Origin of the sequence: Croceimicrobium sp. (assembly GCF_965228705.1) — a bacterium.
Classification (GTDB): domain Bacteria; phylum Bacteroidota; class Bacteroidia; order Flavobacteriales; family Schleiferiaceae; genus Croceimicrobium.
On record NZ_OZ245832.1, the window covers coordinates 2789022 to 2808466 of the forward strand.

General features: G+C 43.0%; 17 protein-coding genes. 12 read left to right on the forward strand and 5 right to left on the reverse strand.

Translation table 11 applies throughout. The annotated features are described in order from the left end of the window. Positions 1–7 precede the first annotated feature (7 nt). The gene (locus ACO05P_RS12510; RefSeq protein ID WP_421751317.1) at positions 8–619 is read left to right on the forward strand and encodes a LysE family translocator; all 612 of its coding nucleotides are present in this window, start codon (positions 8–10) and stop codon (positions 617–619) included. On the opposite strand, the gene ACO05P_RS12515 is transcribed toward ACO05P_RS12510, so the two are convergent. Together ACO05P_RS12515 and ACO05P_RS12520 are read right to left on the reverse strand one after the other, a co-directional pair. Beyond that, positions 616–2463 carry a M1 family metallopeptidase gene (locus ACO05P_RS12515; protein WP_421751318.1) on the reverse strand — a complete coding sequence of 616 codons (1848 nt, stop codon included), beginning with the start codon at positions 2461–2463 and terminating at the stop codon, positions 616–618. The two genes, ACO05P_RS12510 and ACO05P_RS12515, sit on opposite strands and share 4 nt — an antisense overlap. Before the next feature lie 33 nt (positions 2464–2496). Continuing rightward, positions 2497–3351: an MBL fold metallo-hydrolase gene (locus ACO05P_RS12520; protein WP_421751319.1), complete on the reverse strand. Its 855-nt coding sequence runs from the start codon at positions 3349–3351 to the stop codon at positions 2497–2499. A 59-nt stretch (positions 3352–3410) separates the two neighbouring features. Here ACO05P_RS12520 and ACO05P_RS12525 point away from each other — a divergent pair, with 59 nt between their 5' ends. The 9 genes from ACO05P_RS12525 (at position 3411) to ACO05P_RS12565 (ending at position 12582) form a co-directional block, all read left to right on the forward strand. Then, entirely contained in the window at positions 3411–4217 is an 807-nt protein-coding gene (locus ACO05P_RS12525; RefSeq protein WP_421751320.1) for a DUF3298 domain-containing protein, read from the forward strand. Between the two features lie 12 nt (positions 4218–4229). Further along, entirely contained in the window at positions 4230–5402 is a 1173-nt protein-coding gene (locus tag ACO05P_RS12530) for a thioredoxin family protein (RefSeq protein ID WP_421751321.1), read from the forward strand. Between the two features lie 211 nt (positions 5403–5613). Further along, positions 5614–5820, forward strand: a complete 207-nt coding sequence (locus ACO05P_RS12535; RefSeq protein ID WP_421751323.1) for a hypothetical protein — start codon at positions 5614–5616, stop codon at positions 5818–5820. A gap of 3 nt (positions 5821–5823) precedes the next feature. Then, positions 5824–6264 carry a hypothetical protein gene (locus tag ACO05P_RS12540; RefSeq protein ID WP_421751324.1) on the forward strand — a complete coding sequence of 147 codons (441 nt, stop codon included), beginning with the start codon at positions 5824–5826 and terminating at the stop codon, positions 6262–6264. Between the two features lie 37 nt (positions 6265–6301). After that, on the forward strand, positions 6302–7582 hold the full coding sequence (locus tag ACO05P_RS12545; RefSeq protein WP_421751326.1) for a hypothetical protein: 1281 nt from the start codon (positions 6302–6304) through the stop codon (positions 7580–7582). Positions 7583–7684: 102 nt separating this feature from the next. Next, on the forward strand, positions 7685–7984 hold the full coding sequence (locus ACO05P_RS12550; RefSeq protein WP_421751327.1) for a hypothetical protein: 300 nt from the start codon (positions 7685–7687) through the stop codon (positions 7982–7984). Between the two features lie 12 nt (positions 7985–7996). Next, positions 7997–8650, forward strand: a complete 654-nt coding sequence (locus tag ACO05P_RS12555) for a peptidoglycan DD-metalloendopeptidase family protein (RefSeq protein WP_421751328.1) — start codon at positions 7997–7999, stop codon at positions 8648–8650. Positions 8651–8708: 58 nt separating this feature from the next. After that, a complete protein-coding gene (locus ACO05P_RS12560; protein WP_421751330.1) occupies positions 8709–9677 on the forward strand; it encodes an ROK family protein in 969 nt (322 codons plus the stop codon). Continuing rightward, a complete protein-coding gene (locus tag ACO05P_RS12565) occupies positions 9667–12582 on the forward strand; it encodes a GH92 family glycosyl hydrolase (RefSeq protein WP_421751331.1) in 2916 nt (971 codons plus the stop codon). Before ACO05P_RS12560 ends, ACO05P_RS12565 begins: the two co-directional genes overlap by 11 nt. On the opposite strand, the gene ACO05P_RS12570 is transcribed toward ACO05P_RS12565, so the two are convergent. After that, complete coding sequence (locus ACO05P_RS12570) at positions 12579–14762, reverse strand: glycoside hydrolase family 2 protein (RefSeq protein WP_421751333.1); 2184 nt, start codon at positions 14760–14762, stop codon at positions 12579–12581. The two genes, ACO05P_RS12565 and ACO05P_RS12570, sit on opposite strands and share 4 nt — an antisense overlap. Positions 14763–14930: 168 nt before the next feature. On the opposite strand from ACO05P_RS12570, the gene ACO05P_RS12575 reads away from it, so the two are divergent. Both ACO05P_RS12575 and ACO05P_RS12580 read left to right on the forward strand, forming a co-directional pair. Next, positions 14931–15392, forward strand: coding sequence for a mobile mystery protein A (locus ACO05P_RS12575; protein WP_421751335.1), 462 nt, complete (start codon positions 14931–14933; stop codon positions 15390–15392). Next, entirely contained in the window at positions 15383–15985 is a 603-nt protein-coding gene (locus tag ACO05P_RS12580; RefSeq protein WP_421751337.1) for a mobile mystery protein B, read from the forward strand. The genes ACO05P_RS12575 and ACO05P_RS12580 overlap by 10 nt, the downstream gene beginning before the upstream one ends. 3 nt (positions 15986–15988) lie before the next feature. Here the strand turns inward: ACO05P_RS12580 and ACO05P_RS12585 are convergent, their stop codons facing one another. Continuing rightward, positions 15989–16681, reverse strand: coding sequence for a copper homeostasis protein CutC (locus ACO05P_RS12585; protein ID WP_421751339.1), 693 nt, complete (start codon positions 16679–16681; stop codon positions 15989–15991). After that, positions 16681–18918 (reverse strand): family 20 glycosylhydrolase, encoded by a 2238-nt coding sequence (locus ACO05P_RS12590; RefSeq protein WP_421751341.1) that lies wholly within the window; start codon positions 18916–18918, stop codon positions 16681–16683. The genes ACO05P_RS12585 and ACO05P_RS12590 overlap by 1 nt, the downstream gene beginning before the upstream one ends. Between the last annotated feature and the right edge of the window lie 527 nt (positions 18919–19445).

Genomic DNA, 19445 nt, shown 5'->3' on the forward strand with positions numbered 1-19445 from the left:
GCCAGCGGTGGAGATTCTCTACGCCTTTCCCCTTGGGCTTAGCCTCAGTTTCGCGGCAGGTCCTATTTTCTTCGTTATCATTGAAACCAGCATTAGCAAGGGAAAAGCTGCGGCTTTAAGTTTGGATATTGGCGCCGTATTGGCGGATATTTGTTTTATCCTGCTGGCTTATTTTGGCAGCAGGCCCTTATTGGAAAACCTAAAATCAAACCTCTGGATTGGCATTGGCTCGGGCCTGGCGGTAATGGCCTTTGGAGCGTATTACCTCCGCAAATCTTCCAATCAAAGTCAATTTAATTCCAATTTGAAACTCGACACCAAAGGCTTGCTTTTAGTAAAAGGTTTCTTGCTCAACTTCCTCAATATTGGCGTGCTGCTTTTTTGGCTGGCCACTACGGTAACCATTGGAAACTTAGTCGACAATGAACCTAATAGAATGGTGCTGTTTTATGCCACCACCATTGGGGTTTACCTCTTTATAGACTTCCTTAAAATCTACTTTGCCAGCCGATTTAAAGAAAAACTGGCTGGCAAAGGAATGCGTATGATTGAAAAGGGAATTTCCCTGATCTTAATCGGCTTTGGACTTTTTATTGCTCTTCGCGCGATCTGGACTTAGTTCTGTCCTTCTTCGCGAGGATAGGCATTATTGGTCCGATTGATATCGGCCATAAAGCCTTCTTCATCAATCACCACTTTTTCAATTTTATCCGCTTCGAATGGAATCAACCACTCGTATTCAGGGTGGGTCCAAGGCCAGGCTTTTTGGGTATTGTAGCCTTCCTCCTTCAATTCGCCAAACTGCATTAAAGTGGGGATATAATAATTGAAAACACTTTCATCCTTTAGGTAAACCCGTATCCGTAAGGGCATGGACATTGTTCCCAATCGCTCCAAATAAATCTTAGTGGCGCCTTTGCCCTCCTGAATTCGAGCAATACCATAATCAATAGTCTTGGTGGTTTCTACCCATTGGTGATAATACCAATCTAATTGCATTCCGCTTTCGCGCTCCATAATGCGAATCAAATCCCAGGGTTCGGGATGCTTAAAACGCCAGGTATTAAAGAAGCGCTTCATGCCGCGATCGAATGCTTCATCACCAATGATATAGCGTAGTTGAGCCAAGAATACCTCCCCTCTGGAATAGGCATTAATACTATAGGTACGATTGCGTTCAAAGCGATCGGCCATGGTGCTCAAGGCTTCATTCTGTTCGGGCTTAGAAACCAAAAAAGCATGGGCAGCATAGGCATTGGCATGCGGATTGGCTACCGGACGTGGACTAATGGCATTCAATACTTCTGATTCCGCGAATGATGTGAAGCCCTCATCCATCCAGGGAAAGCGCAATTCATTACTTCCTAAAATACCGTAATACCAATTATGGGCTCCTTCATGCACCGTTACGCCTACCAGACCGCTGATTTTGCCAGTTCCTTTTAGCATGGTACACATGGGGTATTCCATTCCACCATCACCACCTTGAATAGCCGAAAACTGGGGATAAGGATAGCGTCCATAACGTTTATTCATTTCTCGGAAAAACTGCTGGGTGTATTTAGGTAAGCGTTCCCAGGTTTTATCATAATCCTCCAAATAGAAAAAGTGCAGGTCCAGAGTGCTATCCATTGGAACAGTACTGTGGATATAATCCGGATCCGCCGCCCAGGCAAAATCATGCACATTTTCCGCTTTAAAAGTCCAGGTCCGAAGATCCGGTTTCCAAGGTTTTAGGTCTAAAAACTGAACTCCATCCTCAAGCTCAGCCGCTGCCCAATAGGAATCAAAGTCTTGCAAGCTTCCGGTGGCCGCAATTTTGTAATCTGAGGGTAATTCAATTTGTACTTCGAATTTTCCGAAAGGAGCGTAAAACTCCCTTGCTACATAAGGGTCTGCATGCCAGCCCATCTTATCATAGGCAGCAATTTTGGGATACCATTGGGTCATGGTATAATCAATGCCCTCTTCATTATCGCGTCCACTGCGGCGAATTTGCACCGGCACCTGGCCTTCGAACTCTAAATCGAAAACCGCGGTATCTCCCGGTAATAAAGGTTCTGGCAAAAGAACTTTCATTAGCGTTTCCTCAGTTTGGGTAAAGGCTTCTTTGCCATTCATTTTAAAGGTTTTCACCTTCTGAATGCCAATTTCATCGCCCTTAAGTTTAGAGATGCGATCCTTAACCCTTCCGTCGGGATCCGGCAAATTGCGAGAGCGTACATCCATCATGCTGTTCGGCTGAAAAGCATTGAAGTATAAATGGAAGAATACTTCATTTAAAGTATCCGGAGAATGATTGAAATATTTGAGCTGCTCCGTTCCGTTGAACTGATGGTTCTTGGTATTGAGCTTAATTTGAATGGAATAATCCACTTCCTGCTGCCAATAGCCCTGTGGAACTTGAGCCATTACAGAAAGGGGAAGCAGAGCCAAAAGAGTCTTGAGGGTGTTTTTTCTCATAATTAAATTGAAAGGCAAAGAGGCCGGGGTTTTTTATAAACTTAAATCGCTTAAGCGCAGGGTATGATCTAAGCGCGCTCCTTTTTCGGTCATTTTTAAAAGGGCCATTTCATTGGCTGCATCATGCTCGAAGAAGAGCTTAATGCCTTCATCCACACATTTTTGAAGTACCGGGGCTTTTTCGGCCATGGTCTCAAGTGGACGAACATCATAGCCCATTACATAAGGCAGTGGAATATGCCCTACGGATGGCAGGAGATCAGCAGTATAAAGGATCTTTTCAGTGCCGGTTTCTATATAGGGCAGCATTTGTGCTTCGGTATGTCCATTAACCACACAAACTTTAAAGGGAAGCTCGGTATCGTACCAACCATTTTCGCGAGGGACATCTAAAAACTGCACCTGGCCATTGGCTTGTAGGGGTTCAAAGTTTTCCTTTAGGAAGGATGCCTTTTCACGCGGATTAGGGTTTACGGCCCAATCCCAATGGTATTTATTAGACCAATAAGTGGCATTCTTAAAGGTTGGAACCAGCTTATCGCCTTCATACATCACTGCTCCGCCCACATGATCAAAATGCATATGGGTTAGGAAAACATCGGTAATATCATCGCGGTGAAAACCAAGTTCTGCCAAGCCTTTATCAATATTGTGCTCACCTCCACGAAAGTAAAAACCGAAAAACTTCTCACTTTGCTTATGTCCCATTCCCGTATCTACCAGAATTAAACGCTTACCATCCTCGATAAGCATTAAGCGCAGGGCCCAATTGCATAAATTATTTTCGTCGGCCGGATTGGTTCTTTGCCAAATGGATTTGGGTACCACGCCAAACATGGCACCGCCGTCTAACTTAAATGTTCCCAGATTTACCGAATATAATTTCATAGCTTAGTTTACGGATTCGCCCAAAAATAAGTTATAAAATAGAGCGGTTAAATTTTGCCATGCGATACCTGCCTTTCTTAATTAGCATTCTCCTTCTTTCGGCTTGTAATGAGCCCATTCCTGCGCCAGAAACCGTACAAAGCTTAGAACTTCAATTGGACACGATTTCCCTGGAAGCGAAAAACGATAGCGGAGTAGTGTTTTTCAGTTTTTATATTGAAGATCTTCAAGTAAAAGGAGAGGATAGTCTGTATCAAAACATCAATAAAAAAATACAGCAACATTTGCTAGAAGGCAATCTCAGTTTTGCCGAAAACATTCAATCTTATCAGGGGCTTTACGACAGTATTCGCATGGAATATTTACGTTTAAGTAAAAGTGATTTTGCTCCGGTTTCGGCTTGGGACTTAAGTCAAAGTGTAAATATTGCCCTAAATGAAGAAGGTTTATTCTCCTATCACAGCAGCCATTCTGCATTTACGGGAGGGGCTCATCCCAATACCTTCGGAGGTTCGCAACTAATCCGTTTGAAAGATGGAGCCGAGTTAAATCTGGACAGCATTATTAAGCCTGGCTATTCAAATGATTTCCTACGCCTGGCGGAATCCCTTTTTCGAAAAGAATATCAATTACCTGAAACCGGAAGCCTTAACGAACATGGTTATTGGTTTGATGAAGACCAATTTCAGCTATCGGAGGTCTTCACCTACAATCACGAAGGATTACACTTTCATTATAACCCTTATGAAATTGGTCCTTATGCCATGGGGCATCTCTTTGTAGACATTCCCTATGTATATTTGTTGGACTTCCTTAAACCTGAATATCAATTAACTAACGTTTCGGAGGAAAATCCGGAATCCTAAAAATGAATTTACATGCGCTATTTAGTTCTCTGCCTCTTTATGGCTTATGGCTTACATGCCGATAAGATTGTATTTAGAGACCTCTCTCTAAAAGAAGGCCTTGAAGTGGCCAAAGAAGAGGGAAAACCTGTATTTATCGATTGCTATACCACCTGGTGTGGACCTTGCAAATGGATGAGTGCGAATATTTTTACTGATCCGACCGTCGCCGAATATTACAATGAAAACTATGTGTGTTTGAAGATAGACATGGAAAAAGGTGAGGGTATTGACATTGCTAAGAAATATTCCATTCGCGCTTATCCTACCCTACTCTATTTAGACGATCAAGGTGAGCGCCTATTGGTAACGGTAGGAGCCAATCGCGACCCCAAAAGCTATATCGAGGCAGGAGATCAGGCTAAAGACCCTAAACGCAATTTGCCCTATTTACTTGAAAATGTGGAGGCCAATTTTAAGAATGCCGAATTCATGTTTAACTATTTTAAAACTGCCTCGGCGGCCAATATGGTGGCCCCAGGAATGGTTGACAAATACTTTGAGCAATTTGAGGTAGAAGAATGGCTTAAGGCTAAAAACTGGGAAATTATTCAGTACACAGCTAATGATGTAAACTTAAAAACCTTTAAAACCTTATTGCGCAATGCGGATTTGGTGGTAGAGAAAAAAGGTAAAGAAGCTCAGGAGTTTATGGAACATACTGTATTCTATGCCCTGGCCAATGGCCTTTACCGCGCTCGCAGCGAAGAGGCTAAAGCGACTTACAAGGCTCAGAAGGATGAGCTATTAAGCATTGAATTCCCCGGTTCTAAAAAAGTAGCCTTTCAAATTAACCTCATGGAGCAAAAGCAAAATGAAGATTATAAAGCCTATGGCACAGTAGCCCTGAAAGGGACTAAAGAGCATTGCTGGGATGATGCGCGTCAATTAAACGACATTGCCTGGACCGTCTATGAAAAAGTGGAAGACCCTGAAGTTTTGAAAGAGGCTGTGGCTTGGGCTAAACGAGCAGTAGAATTAGACCCCAGTCATTATATCTATGATACCTACGCCCACCTGCTAGCGGTAAACGGTGAAAAGAAACATGCCCTAAAAATTGAAGAAAAAGCCCTCGAGCTAGCTAAAAAGGATGGCGCTAAAACCGAAGATTACGAAGCTTATATCAAGGAATTGAAAGCTTCTTAAAAAATCGGGAAACAAACAGTTTAAAGCCGGAGTAATTTGCTCCGGCTTTTTTTTGTTTTAAACTCATTGCTTTTACCAATAATCTTTTCGATTAAGTGTCGAATATCTTCGATAAACGGAAGCCGCAAGCTCTTAACCTTTCACTGTCAACGGTTTACACAACACCTCTAAACGCCGATTATCGGTAAATTGTAGCTCTCAAATATCAACTATGTCTCTTCGGATATTTCTTCTTGCTCTTAGTACCAGCTTTTTATTCGCTGTAAAAACCAGGTATGCCAATTCAAGAATTCCCATTTCCGAAGTGCCCGAAATCTGCGCACTGGACCTTTCGAAAGTCCTTATCCCCGAAAGTGAGTTCCTGGGATTTATTGGCGAAGACAAACAAAGGATTTATATGGTTTTTGACTCCCTGTAAAAGGTGAAGGCTTTCGATAATCAGTACCAGGTTTTTGGCCATAGTACCGTGCTTAATAATCGATGCGATTTCAGTGGAATCCTAATAATTGAAAGCTATCAAAATCTGAGTTCGGATGTAAAAAGCGCTGAATACCCCAAACGATTTCAATTAAGTGGAAGCTACAAACTCGCAGAAAATCCACATCAAAAGCATGTGGGCATTTTTGAGGGACAATTCCAAAGTCATTTTATCCAAAATGCAGATGCTAAAGTTGAAAGTGGCCCCATTGATCCTTTTCAAGCGGATCGCAATCATCAATATCGAGGCAATTGGAAAGAATATGGTTCCAAAAAAGACAAGCCTTGCAATTGGGGTGAATTACGCATTCCGGATAGTGGCGATTTAGATTTAGGATTGCATGGCTTTTCGCCTAATCCCAAATATCAGGATAAAGGTTGGTAGACTAATTTGTATTTTCGGAAAAACCTGATCCCCTACTATGCTTAAAAGATTTCGGCATTCGCTGGAACTCCAATTAGACCGCTTCTATATGGGGCTCTTTTTGGCTTTGGGTTTTACCATTAGCTTTTACCATTTTATAGTTCTGCTTTTTGAATTAATTAAAGTTCTTGGTGTTGATCGCTATGGTCAGGTTTGGAATCCGGGAGACTATGAAAATTATTTCCATCGTTGGATCATCGCTCTTTGGTCCATTCTCCTAAGTTTCGATCTTTTACTGCGCTATTGGTTTCAAAAACCTGAAAAAACTCGCTTCGGCAAAACTTTAAGGCGTCATCGCATATTAAATGACCACAGTCTGTTAATATGGGAGTTCAGTTTCCTATTTCTACATATTGGCTTTATCCTTAGTTATTGGTTTTTAGTTGCTTTTCGTGATCTCGACAATGGTTTTGAGTACCTGTTTAATTATCGATGGGTTCTGCCATTCGCTTTAGTTATCATCTATTTTAGGTACTGGTCCAATTTGTTATTGCACTTTCGGAGAAAAGGCTTTGTCGCATTGTTGCTCAGCACGATCATCATTGCTGGTTTAAGCTTCAGCTTAGCTTTTTGGGAAATACGCGATTTTGGTAAAACGGCCCAAACACTTTCAAAGCAAGGACCCTATTCACTTTATGATATTCAAATTCCAAAAAGTAGTTATTATCTAAAGTCCCAATCTGTCTTAAGTATGAATGAGGTCTTTCTATTTGAAAACCCTAAACCCAGGTTTTATACTTACTGGCAAGGAGAACATGACTTACACGAGTTCTACAGCATTTACAACTTTCACCATTGGCGGAGCACAGAAACCCGCCTTGTGGTGGATCGCGATTTGAGCATGAGAACCTTAATTGCTTTTCACCAAAAGGTTATGGTTGATATAAATACTTCTCAGTTTTACTATGCGGTTCAAGCCTCGGATGAATGGGGTAGCTTTCAGCCCTCGGTGCATTGTAATTTTCCAATATGGATTTGGAACTATAATCATTTTGATATCGATAGTATAGCTAGCCCTTTTCGCAAAGTGATTCGCATTGAACCTTTAGATTCGAATCACATACTCTTGAATGATAAGCCAGCAGACTTAAACCTTCTCCCCTTGCTATTGATGGATACCATCCAGGAAAGCACAAGCTTTGGTTTTCATTTTAAAAATTGGGAACAACAGTATTTCCAAGACTATTTTAAGGTATTACTAGAGATTCGTTCGAGCTTGGAATTGTTGAGTATAAAATCTCCTAAGCATCCAAAATACCAATTATGGCTCTGGTTTTAAGCCTTTGAAGCTCAATATTTTGAGCCCTTCTAATTTGACTTTATTCCTTGCCCTGCTTCAGGCTATTTTGTACCTTAATAGTCTCTCAAATCAGCATGCGCCATGAAAACTAAAAGCCTCCAAATAATCGCTCTAGGCCTTATTATTCTTAGCCTTAGCAGCTGTGCCCCTTCCGGTTTTGAGGAAGAACCCGCTGGTTTTTTTTACGGCCTATGGCATGGCTTTATCATTTTTTTCTCCACCTTAGGTAAGCTCTTTGGCCGGGATATTGGCATTCATGCGCTTAATAATACCGGTTGGCCTTATTGGTTAGGCTTTCTTATTGGTTTAAGCTCTGCCATAGGAGGCGGTTCAAGAGCGGCTTCTCATAAAAAACGCAAAGCCCGACGCGTCGAAAACTAAAACTCTGCAATCATGAAACCGAAGGCCCAATACCCCCTGTTCCGACTGAACCTACACCCGCGTAACTGCTTGGAATTAAACCTTTCGGCAGATAACCCGGATTTGAAATTTATCGACTCCCAGGAAAAGCTAGGCAAATACATTCAACAACGCATTCGTCTAGAGCATAAGCTTTATGCTATTGGTGGATATGGCGAAAACCGCAAAATCTACAGTCAATTCGAACACTTCGATTCTCAAGGCGGAAAACGCACAATCCATTTGGGTGTTGATCTTTGGGCTCCCGCTAATACACCGGTTTATTGTCCTCGCGATGCCAAAGTGCATTCCTTTCAATTCAATGACCATCCCGGAGATTATGGCGCTACTTTAATCTTGGAACACGAACAAAAGGGAAAGACCTTCTACAGCCTTTATGGTCATATTTGTTTGGATGACCTCAAGCGTTTTAAAACAGGGCAGGAAGTAAAAGCTGGCGAAGTGCTTTGCCACCTTGGGGCCGAAAATGAAAATGGCGGCTGGCCCCCACATCTGCACTTTCAATTAATCTTAGATTTACAAGGAGCGCAAGGAGATTATCCAGGGGTAGTGGAACCTCATCAGGCGAAAGCCTACCTCGAAAACTGTCCCGATGGACGCTCCTTCTTTAACTTCGAAGGGGCCTAATCCGCCGCCCTCCTGAAAACCACGCATTTCTCGTAACTTCCGCAGCCAATTGACCTGTATGGAAATTAGTATCGGTATTGACATCGGTGGTACCAATAGTCCCTTTGGAATTGTAACCGAAAAAGGTGATGTGCTTGCTAAGGGTTCGGTGAAAACCCGAGATTATCTCAATCCGGAAGAGTTTGCCAGAGCCCTATCCCTAAGCATTAAACAAAGTCTTTCCGAATTACCGGAAGATTTGCAAATACTGGGTATAGGTATTGGTGCACCCAATGGTAATCATTACCAAGGCACTATTGAATTTGCGCCCAACCTCCCCTGGAAGGGAGTGATTAACCTCATCGCACTTTTTCAACAGCATTTTAAACTGCCCATCTATGTTACCAATGATGCCAACGCCGCGACCATTGGAGAGTATGTTTTTGGCAAAGCCAAAGGCTTAAAGGACTTTATGGTGGTTACTCTGGGCACCGGTGTAGGTAGTGGTTTTGTGAGCAATGGTGAATTAATTTATGGTCATGATAGCTTTGCCGGAGAACTAGGACATACCATAATTGTGCATGATGGCAGAGATTGCGCCTGTGGCCGAAAAGGTTGTTTAGAAACCTATGCTTCGGTAACCGGATTATTGCGAACCGCTCAAATTATGTTGGCCAAATCCTCACAGCATTCCATGCTTCGCCAAACCTCCATGGACCAACTCAGTGGTAAGGATATAGGCGATGCCGCCGCCCAAGGGGATAAACTGGCCTTAGATATTCTCGATTATACAGCCAAACGCCTGGCTTTTAGTTTGGCCAATGCGGTGGCCATTACCAGCCCCGAAGCCATTTTTCTTTTCGGAGGAATGGCCCGAGCTGGAGATCTCCTGCTAGGACCCACCAAAAAATACTTTGAAGAATACCTTCTGCACTTGTACAAAAACAAAGTGCGGATTGAAATATCTGCTTTAACCGAACAAAATGCCGCAGTACTAGGCGCCTCTGCCCTGGTATGGAACGAAAAAAAGGCTCAAAATGCGCAGTAAATCTATCCTTTTCGCACCCTTAGTTCTCGCCCTTGCTTGTTCTGGTCCGGAGCCAGAGTCTATCGCGTCTAAAAACTGGGCCGAATTAGTAAACCCATTTATCGGAACGGGCGGACATGGTCATACCTATCCCGGAGTTTCCGCTCCTTTTGGCTTTATGCAATTAAGTCCGGATACGCGTTTAAGCGGTTGGGATGGCTGCGGTGGTTACCATTACAGCGATTCGGTAATCTATGGGTTCTCGCATACCCACCTTAGCGGTACCGGTATTTCTGACTATGGTGATGTGTTAATCATGCCCTTTACCGGGGAAGGCCATTTTAATAATGGTTCGGAGAGTGGTCCAGATTCTGGATATGCTTCTCGCTTTAGTCATAGCAAGGAATCAGCTCATGCGGGATATTATCAGGTAGAGCTTTTGGATTACAATATTGGTGTTGAGCTAAGTGCCAGTCAAAGAGCAGGAATGCATCATTACCAATACCCGGAAAGCACTAACCAAGGTTTGGTTATTGACCTGCAACATCGGGATCAACTGCTTGATGCTCATTTAGAAATTCTGGACCCTAGTCATATTCGTGGATACCGTGTATCCAAAGCCTGGGCTCAGGAACAACATCTCTATTTTTATCTGGAGCTTTCGCAGCCTTTAAAGGAAAGTCGCTTTAATGCGGATAGCACCAAAGTACTGCTCTACTTTGATAGGCAGGATGACCTCTATTTAAAAATTGGCAGCTCGGCTGTTTCAATGGAAGGCGCACAAAAAAACCTAGAAGAAGAAATTCCAGGCTGGGATTTTAAGGCACTGCGTCAAAATTGTGAAGAAGCATGGAATACGGAATTGTCTAAAATCCAGGCCCAGTTCGAAAGCACTGAGGACGAAAAGATCTTTTATACTGCCTTGTATCATTCTTTCCTGAATCCCAACATCTTTCAGGATGTAGATGGGCAGTATCGAGGCACCGACCTTGAAATACATCAGGACCGCAGTTTTTCAAATTATACCGTCTTCTCTCTTTGGGATACCTATCGGGCCACCCACCCTCTTTTTACTCTAACACAGCAAGAGCGTAGCCTCGACTTTATTGAAACCTTCTTACACCAATACCAAAACGGTGGCGAATTACCCATGTGGGAATTAGCCGGGAATTATACCGGCTGCATGATTGGCTACCATGCCATTCCAGTAATCGTTGATGCCTATGCTAAGGGTATTCGCGACTTTGATACAGAACTGGCCCTTAAAGCGATGATTGAAGAGGCTGAAAAGGATGAATTAGGCAAAGCTTATTATATCGCTCAAGGTTATATGGCTTCCAATGATGAGCATGAATCCGTTTCCAAAAACTTGGAATATGCCTACAATGATTGGTGCATTGCCCAATTTGCCAAGGAACTGGGTAAGGATAGCATTTACCGCGTTTTTATTGAAAGAGCTCAGAATTATCGGAACATCTTCGATCCTGAAACAGGCTTTATGCGAGCCAAGCGCAAGCAGATGTTCCTGGAGCCCTTTGATCCGGCTGAGGTGAACTTCAACTTTACGGAAGCAAACTCCTGGCAGTACAGCTTTTATGTACCGCAAGACCTTAGTGGTTTAATTGCTTTACAAGGTGGTCCCGATGGTTTTAATGCCAAGCTAGATGCCTTGTTTAATGCCCCTCAAGAAACCTCGGGCCGCGAGCAGGCAGATATTACCGGTCTTATTGGTCAGTATGCCCATGGCAATGAGCCTAGCCACCACATGGCCTATCTTTATAATTATACCGGGGCTTCTGCTAAAACACAGGCCATGGTGCGCCGGATCATGAAGGAGATGTACCATAATAGCCCGGATGGTTTGATAGGCAATGAAGATTGTGGCCAAATGTCGTCCTGGTATGTGCTTTCCTCCCTGGGTTTTTATCCGGTAACGCCCGGTAGCCCCGATTATAGCATAGGATCGCCACTGGTAAAAAATGCCAGTTTACAGCTAGAAAACGGCCAAAGCTTCAAAATCAAAGTTGAAAACCAAGGGCCAGATAATGTCTATATCCAGGAAATTCGCCTGAATGGAAATCCGTATACCCAGGCTTGGATCAGTCAAAAGACAATTCTTGAAAGTGGTGAATTGACATTTGTAATGGGCCCAAAACCTGGCCCTAGTTTAGAAGCACCGGTTTCAGAAATCAAGGATGAGTTAATTAGTCCTGTTCCTTTTATCAAGCAAGAAAGTGCTGAGTTTAGAGATAGCCTGGTCCTAAGCCTGCATTGTGCTGATCCGGATGCTAAAATCTACTATTCCTTGCGCGGAAATCAGGTGGACACCAATTCTACCCTCTATGAAAAGCCCATCGTTTTAAAGGATAATTCCCTGCTGTATGCCATGGCAAAGGCCCCGGGCAAGAAGGCCAGCAAGCTTGCAGGAACAGTCTTCGTGAAATTGAAAACTAATCGGAAAATAGAATTCAGCACTCCTACTGATCCTCAATACCCAGGTAGTGGCTCCAATACCTTGTTGGATGGTATGGATGGCGGAAGTGACTTCCGCACCGGAGGTTGGCAAGGTTGGCAAGGACAGGACGTAGAAATTATCATCGACCTCGGGCCAGAAGGAGAGCATATTTCACGCCTTAGCGCCAATCTTTTGCAGGATACTAAATCCTGGATTTTCCTTCCCAAACAAGTGCGGTTTTATGCCGCTCAATTTGATGACCAATTCGAGTTTTTAGGGGCGGTTCAACCTGAAACAGCCGACATGACCAGCGGTACCCATATTGAAGATATTGAACTAAGCTTTAGTGGTCGTAGAGCGCGTAAGGTCAAAGTAATTGTCGAAAACTACGGTCCTTTGCCTGCTGGTCATATTAGTGCTGGCAAGGAAAGCTGGCTGTTTATGGATGAGGTAAAAATTCGGAAATTTTAGATTTCACTCGGAAATATCTCAATGTATTTCAGCTCAGCGGTTTGCATTAAACCTTGCGATTCCGGGAGCTCCCTCAAAGGTAACTGATAAGTACCCGGACCTTTAAAATCCCGTTGGATAAGTGGGCTAATCATAGGTCCGTCTTCAGGTTTAAAACGCAGTCGGATATCAAAGTGCTGATCTTCTTCGATGGAGAAATAAATCACTCCGTCTTCCACATACCAGAAGGTTTGCCTGAAAGCATTTCGTAAGGCATCCAGGCCTGGTTTTTCCCGGCCATAGTAATCGATTACACTCCAGGACGGTCCGGGCCAACAATCGTTAAGTTGCCACATTAAGGAACCCATGCAAAAACCCCTTTGCATGCGATGGGCCCGAACGGCTGTTTGCAGGGCCACACGCTGCACAGCCTGACTCTTATCAATAAAGTCCTTAAAATCCTTTGGCTCCCCATAATAGTGCAAAACCTGTCTGAGAATTTCAGCATTTCCGATATAGCTTTTCTGTCGATTTTGCATAGCCTCAGACTCCAGGTACATGCTGCTATCCGGAATTACCCTTCGCAGGCTTTTGTAATCCGGGAATGACTGGAAGCCATATTCCACCATAAAGCGACCCACATTGTTATTAAACCGATCAAAGCTTTCTCGACCATGCCATACCCCCCAGTAATGCATGCTGGCATGCTTGAAGTTTTCGGCGGTACCCCAATTACTCAAGGGGCTGGTATGCACATAGGGTCGATTATCCAGGCTTGTCAGGGTCTCAGGAATAAGCTGTTTAAAAAGGCTTTCATAGCCCCTGATCAATTGCAAAGAATCTTCTTTAGAATAGCCGAATTGCTTTTGCCAGCCCCAGTTTTTCCAGGCCACATCAATTTCATTATTTCCGCACCAAAGCACTATAGACGGATGTTGGCGCAAGCGCTTCACATTGTCTTCTACCTCAGCCTTTACATTGCTTAAAAAGCCTGGTTGATCCGCAGGGTACATGGTTCCGGCAAACATGAAATCCTGCCATACCATAATTCCCAGACTATCGCATAAATCATAAAACAAGTCCTTTTCATAAACACCACCACCCCAAACACGCAGCATATTCATATTCGCCGATGCCGCTTGATTTAAAAGTCGCCGATAGCTGGCGTCAGAAACCCTTGGTAAAAGCATATCCTGGGGTACATAATTGGCCCCTCTGGCAAAAATGGGCTTCCCATTAATCTTGAAATAAAAAGAGGTGCCCAAACTATCCGGTGCATTTACCAATTCTACCTTTCGAAGGCCATAGCGAAATGGAAATACGTCAATAAGGCTATCGTCTTTAAATAGCTTGAGTGTATCATAATACAGATGAGCTTTACCATAGCCACGCGGCCACCATAATTCGGCCTGATCAATCCTCTTGCGAAAGGCTAAATAGCTTTGGGAATCCATCGGGCCTCGCTCAACTTCCATTCTTTGACCTTGAAACTCTAGCGATAAATTTCCATTCTCGTTTTCGATAGTATAATCGAATTGGACAAAAGCTGCTGAACCCCTCTGTGCTAATAAAGTCGCCCGAACCTCTTGAATTCGCGTTTCCCTCGATTGCAAATAGACCTTACGATAGATCCCACAAGTAACAATTCGCGGGGCCCAGTCCCAGCCAAAATGATAGGCTGCCTTTCGGCTGAATGGACTCACTTTTAAATCGCCGGTCTCCGAGCCTGCCGGCAAGGCCCGAGGATAGCTTTCCAGGGTCTTCTTATGGTATTGATAAGGTGAAATAAAGTCCACCCTCAAGTTATGTTCTCCGGACCTAAGCTCACTTAAATCAAAAACCCAGCGTCGGAACATATTGTCACATTCCCCAAGCAGAGAATCATCAAGGTAAACCCTGGCATAGGTGTCCAAACCATCAAAAACCAAATTCTGTGGAACCCCCTCTTTTAGGTTAAAGCGGCATTGATACTGCCAGTTTTCCTTTTCAATCCACTGATAACGATGCTCGTTGTTCTCAAAGTAAATGTTTTCAATCCGCTGCTCCCGCATCAAATCCTGATGCACGGTTCCAGGAACCTGAGCGGGAAGCCATTCACTTTCACCCATTCGTCGGAATTGCCAACTATCACTTAAGGGCATTTCTTGCGCAAAAGCGACCATGCTGATTAGGTAGAAGATAATGTAAGTGCAATGCCTCATTGGGTAAAAATACTGGATCAAAGGATTAATCAACAGAACTATTTTCCACTTAAACCACTATACTTTGTAAACCAATAAGCTTACTTTTTGATTTATTTGTAATCCTTTTAGTTTACATTTTTATACTTTAGTAAACTAATTAGTTTACTGAACATCAAGATTACGGTCATGAGAAGCGCTAAAAAACTTCAAATTGAACAATTAGAGAAAAAGCTCAAACCCTTTGTTAGGGCCCAATCAATTCAAAATCCAGAGGCGGGTTGGATTAAAGCAATCCGAAGTTGTTTAAATATGACTATGGCTCAATTGGGTGTTAAACTCAATATTACTCGACAAGGAGTAAGGAAATTGGAAAATAACGAGGCCAATGGTAGTATTAGTCTAAATTCTCTTCGGCAAACAGCTGAGGCTTTAGAGTTTAGGCTTGTATACGCTTTAGTGCCTAAAGATGGCTCTATTCAAAACTTAATAGATCAAAAAGCGGAAGAATTGGCTCGCAAAATTGTAATGCGAACTCATCAAAGTATGAAGCTCGAAAATCAAGCTATTACCGAGAAAAAAATCAAACTTGCTATCAGTGAACTTTCCGAAGAATTAAAACGTGATTTAAACAAGTCTTTATGGGATTAAACCTCAGTTATTCACCCGGACAAACCCCCATAAATGAAGAAGAAAAAGACGGATTAAAGATCAACACCATTGTGAATCAAGCCGAATTGGATGAGTTTGAGCAATTGAATATTGAAAAAGCAATAGCCTGGACTATTCAACAGAAATTCACAGTCGAAAAAATTCTAAGTGCAATTTTTATCAAAAGTCTCCATAAAAGAATGTTTGGAGATGTTTGGAAATGGGCGGGTAATTTTCGCAATTCAGAGAAAAATCTAGGCGTTCCCTGGACACAAATCAACATCGAACTGCATAAACTGCTTGATGATACTAAATTCTGGATTACAGAAAAATCCTACCCTCCTGAAGAAATTGCCATTCGGTTTAAACATAGGTTGGTTAGCATTCATTGCTTCCCCAACGGAAATGGTAGACATTCCCGACTAATGGCGGATCTTATCTTGGAGACACTAACTAGTCAAAATGCTTTTAACTGGGGTCAGAACCAAATGAGCCAAGCAAATAATACTCGTAAAAAATACATTGCCGCCTTGAAAATTGCTGACGGGGGTAACATCGATGACCTTCTCCGGTTTGCAAAGGAAAAGCTTTAAACACTACTTAAAAGCCAAAATCCCCTTTACCTTCTGCTCACCCGAAATTAAGCGTGCACCCATTCCCAAGGGTACATCTGCCTCAAAAGCACCCACGGTAAAATGCACAGCATCCAAATTGGAGGCTTTAAACGCTGGCATTGCCGAAGCCATAATCCCACTGCCCGCCATGATCTCAATACGATCTTTAGCAGCTTCTTTCAAGCGAACCAAAAGATCTAAACCCTCAATTGCCTTGGCTTGCTGACCAGAACTCAGCAAGCGCACAAAGCCCCATTCAATAATGGATTCCAAAGCCGCAAAAGGATCCGGGGTAAAATCAAAAGCGCGGTGGCAAACACTTGCTAATCCATGCTCTTTAGCGATGGCTACTAAACTCTGATTGGCTTCGGCATGTAAGCTGCCATCAGGATTGGAAACCCCAAAAACTACCCCCTGAATTCCGGTTTGCGCTAATTCCACAATTTCCAGTTTCATCAGCTCCAGCTCCTTAGGACTGTAAACAAAGCCTCCCGCAACGGGGCGAATCATGGCAAAGACTTTTTGATGCGATTGCTGCACTACCTGCCGGCATAGGGCCGTACCCGGACTGAGTCCTCCTTCATGTAAAGCCGAACAAAGCTCTACCCGATCGGCACCGAATTTATCCGCTAATAGTGCGCCTTCCAAAGATTCTATACAAGCTTCAAATTCCATTATTGCACGATAATTTCATCTATAAATAACCAGGCCTCTGCTCCTGCTGCTTCATGCCAGTCCGGCACTCGACCTCGTGATTCAACCACCAACTTTATAAAGCGAGTCTGACTTTTGCTTTTTACTTCCAAATGCTCAATATGCTGCCCCCTTTGTTCTGCTTGAATTTGAGGTCGGCTTTCGCCCATAAGTCTCCAGCTCTTTCCATCTTGAGAAGCATATACTTTATAGCTCCTTGGCACAAAGATCCAGGCATTGTTGTAGTGGTAAAAATTAGAGCTTACCGAATTAATCTCTTTCAATTCACCTAGATCCAGCCACAGCTCAATATCCTGTCCCGAAAAGCCCTGCCATTGGCCATCCCTAAAGTTTAGGGAGCCCAAACGACCATTCACCAAAGCCGCCTCTCCGCCCCCGGTATACCATTGCGAATACTCCGCTTGATACTGCGGTTTTCGCGCCAAAGCCTTATGGAATACAAATTCCTGCTGAATGGTATCCCCATAAGGCTGATCATTTTTGAGAGCCTGTACTCTTAAGGTTCCGGATTCTTTTAATACAAATCCCCAGGGTCCCTTTTTAGCATTCCAAAAGACCTCTTGATCGATAGCCTCAAAACTGGTTTTAGAGCCTATAAAAACCTCAGCGCTATCGAAGTTCACATCGGCATAGATTTCGGCGGGAATCATTTCTGGACCATAGGCCACCCCCAGGGATTCCAACATAGAATAATGCTTCTGCATCCTTTGAAAGAAGTCCCCAAAATCCCTATCCTGCGGATAGGTCCATAGCACTTCTGCCAGGGCCTGCATGCGAGGATTAATTTTCGAATCCAAATTAGCTTCATTAGATACATGCTCCGTCCACATATTGCATTCACCGCCAATAATAAATCTCTGCTCTTCTTCACTTAATTCAGCCGGAATGGGATCAAACCTGTAGACCTTCTTCAAATCAATTTGATGCAAGCCATAGTCGAGGTAACAATGACTGGTGGGCGACATGATGGCCTGATGCTGAGAACGCGCAGCGGCTATTCCCCCTTCCATTCCACGCCAACTTTGTACCGTGGCATTAGGTGAAAGTCCTCCCTCTAATATCTCATCCCAACCAATCAGTTTGCGTCCCTTGGCATTTAAAAAGCTTTCGATTCGCTTAATAAAATAACTCTGCAATTCATGTTCATCAGCAAGGCCTTCATCGGCCATACGCTTTTGACATTTAGCACAATGCTCCCAGCGAAATTTTGGGGCTTCATCTCCTCCAATGTGGATGTATTCAGAGGGGAAAATCTCCAATAACTCTTCTAAAATTGTTTCCAGAAAACTAAAAGTTGAATCGTTTCCTGCGCAGTAGATTTCTTTGAAAACCCCCCAATCATTAGCTACTTCAATACTCGCATCTGCTCCCAGGCAAGAGAATTGGGGATAGGCTGATAAAGCTGCCTGCGAGTGTCCCGGTAATTCCAATTCGGGGATAATAGTGATATGACGTGCTTCGGCATAAGCCACCAGTTCCCTTAAATCTTCCTTGGAAAAGTAACCTCCATATCGAGAGCCATCTTCTTCTATTCGGTAGGCGGCTTCTTGATGTAATTTGGGAAAGGCCTCACTTTCAAATCGCCAGCCCTGATCTTCGGTAAGGTGTAAATGCAAGATATTCATCTTGTATAGGGCAAGTAAATCGATGTACTTCTTTACTACCACTTTATCGAAATAATGCCGACATACATCAAGCAATAAGCCTCTATGCTTAAACTTAGGTGCATCGCTAATTTTTAGTGGTGCTAAAGCCCAGGAATCTTGACGGTCCCCTTTATGAAAAGCATCAACCATTAGCTGTCGCAAGCTTTGTATACCCCGCATTAAGCCGGCACCTGACTTCGCTTCCAGAGCGATTCGGGCATCATCAATTTGAAGGATATAGGCTTCCTCTGGTCCTTTCAATTCTTCAGAAAGGCTCAATTGTACTTGTCCCTTTGATGTAGTAATTCGGGGTTCGAAGCTACTATGATCACTAATCAAAGTCTGTAAATAGCGCGCTTCGGCCAAGCAATTAGAATCCGCTTGAATTTGAGTTTGGGCATTCCAAACAAAAGGAGAACCCGCTCGACTTTCGAAATGCTGAACTTGAGGAATTAAATATTGATCTGCATCCGCACGATATTCCGGAACGGCATCTTCATCCGAACAAGCGGCAAAGACAATTGCCAGAATAAGTAATAAGGCCTTTTTCATGGGGCCTGAAATTACGTGTTTTAGAACAAGAGTTTGCCGTTTGGTTTATCATGAAACATTAACTAATGCCGTGGTTAACATAGAACATATTATATCCAAACAGAAAATAATAGTAATCCAAGAATAATACAACAAGGCCTAGTCCTAAAATGATAGGTTTTTCACTAATAAGCTCTCTAAGTAAAAATAGGCTACCAACAACTATTACAATCAACATTAAAATCGTGTTTAATAGGAAATAACTAGTGTTCAAGTTTTTAATATCTGCACAATATTGCCCGTAAAGCTGCCCCGCTGAAAACATAAAATAAGTAGTAAAAAGCAAAAAGAATACATTATACAAATTAGAGCCCGTTCGTTTCCTTAACATCACTAATGGAATTAGTAAAAGCAAAGAGATTAAGGGAGCGCTCGAATAGTATAATATTGGTAGTGAGTCAATAAGGTGAATATTAAAGATTACAAAATCCTGTGTAAACCAATAAATAAACTCTACTACCAATAATAGGGCGAGTAATTTGATTAAT

Bases quoted from the DNA above. Each gene is read 5' to 3' on its own strand.
- ACO05P_RS12530 (WP_421751321.1), top strand. From the start codon at position 4,230: ATGCGCTATTTAGTTCTCTGCCTCTTTATGGCTTATGGCTTACATGCC.
- ACO05P_RS12560 (WP_421751330.1), top strand. From the start codon at position 8,709: ATGGAAATTAGTATCGGTATTGACATCGGTGGTACCAATAGTCCCTTT.
- ACO05P_RS12580 (WP_421751337.1), top strand. From the start codon at position 15,383: ATGGGATTAAACCTCAGTTATTCACCCGGACAAACCCCCATAAATGAA.
- ACO05P_RS12515 (WP_421751318.1), bottom strand. From the start codon at position 2,463: ATGAGAAAAAACACCCTCAAGACTCTTTTGGCTCTGCTTCCCCTTTCT.
- ACO05P_RS12585 (WP_421751339.1), bottom strand. From the start codon at position 16,681: ATGGAATTTGAAGCTTGTATAGAATCTTTGGAAGGCGCACTATTAGCG.
- ACO05P_RS12575 (WP_421751335.1), top strand. From the start codon at position 14,931: ATGAGAAGCGCTAAAAAACTTCAAATTGAACAATTAGAGAAAAAGCTC.
- ACO05P_RS12525 (WP_421751320.1), top strand. From the start codon at position 3,411: ATGCGATACCTGCCTTTCTTAATTAGCATTCTCCTTCTTTCGGCTTGT.
- ACO05P_RS12550 (WP_421751327.1), top strand. From the start codon at position 7,685: ATGAAAACTAAAAGCCTCCAAATAATCGCTCTAGGCCTTATTATTCTT.
- ACO05P_RS12590 (WP_421751341.1), bottom strand. From the start codon at position 18,918: ATGAAAAAGGCCTTATTACTTATTCTGGCAATTGTCTTTGCCGCTTGT.
- ACO05P_RS12520 (WP_421751319.1), bottom strand. From the start codon at position 3,351: ATGAAATTATATTCGGTAAATCTGGGAACATTTAAGTTAGACGGCGGT.
- ACO05P_RS12565 (WP_421751331.1), top strand. From the start codon at position 9,667: ATGCGCAGTAAATCTATCCTTTTCGCACCCTTAGTTCTCGCCCTTGCT.
- ACO05P_RS12555 (WP_421751328.1), top strand. From the start codon at position 7,997: ATGAAACCGAAGGCCCAATACCCCCTGTTCCGACTGAACCTACACCCG.
- ACO05P_RS12545 (WP_421751326.1), top strand. From the start codon at position 6,302: ATGCTTAAAAGATTTCGGCATTCGCTGGAACTCCAATTAGACCGCTTC.
- ACO05P_RS12570 (WP_421751333.1), bottom strand. From the start codon at position 14,762: ATGAGGCATTGCACTTACATTATCTTCTACCTAATCAGCATGGTCGCT.
- ACO05P_RS12535 (WP_421751323.1), top strand. From the start codon at position 5,614: ATGTCTCTTCGGATATTTCTTCTTGCTCTTAGTACCAGCTTTTTATTC.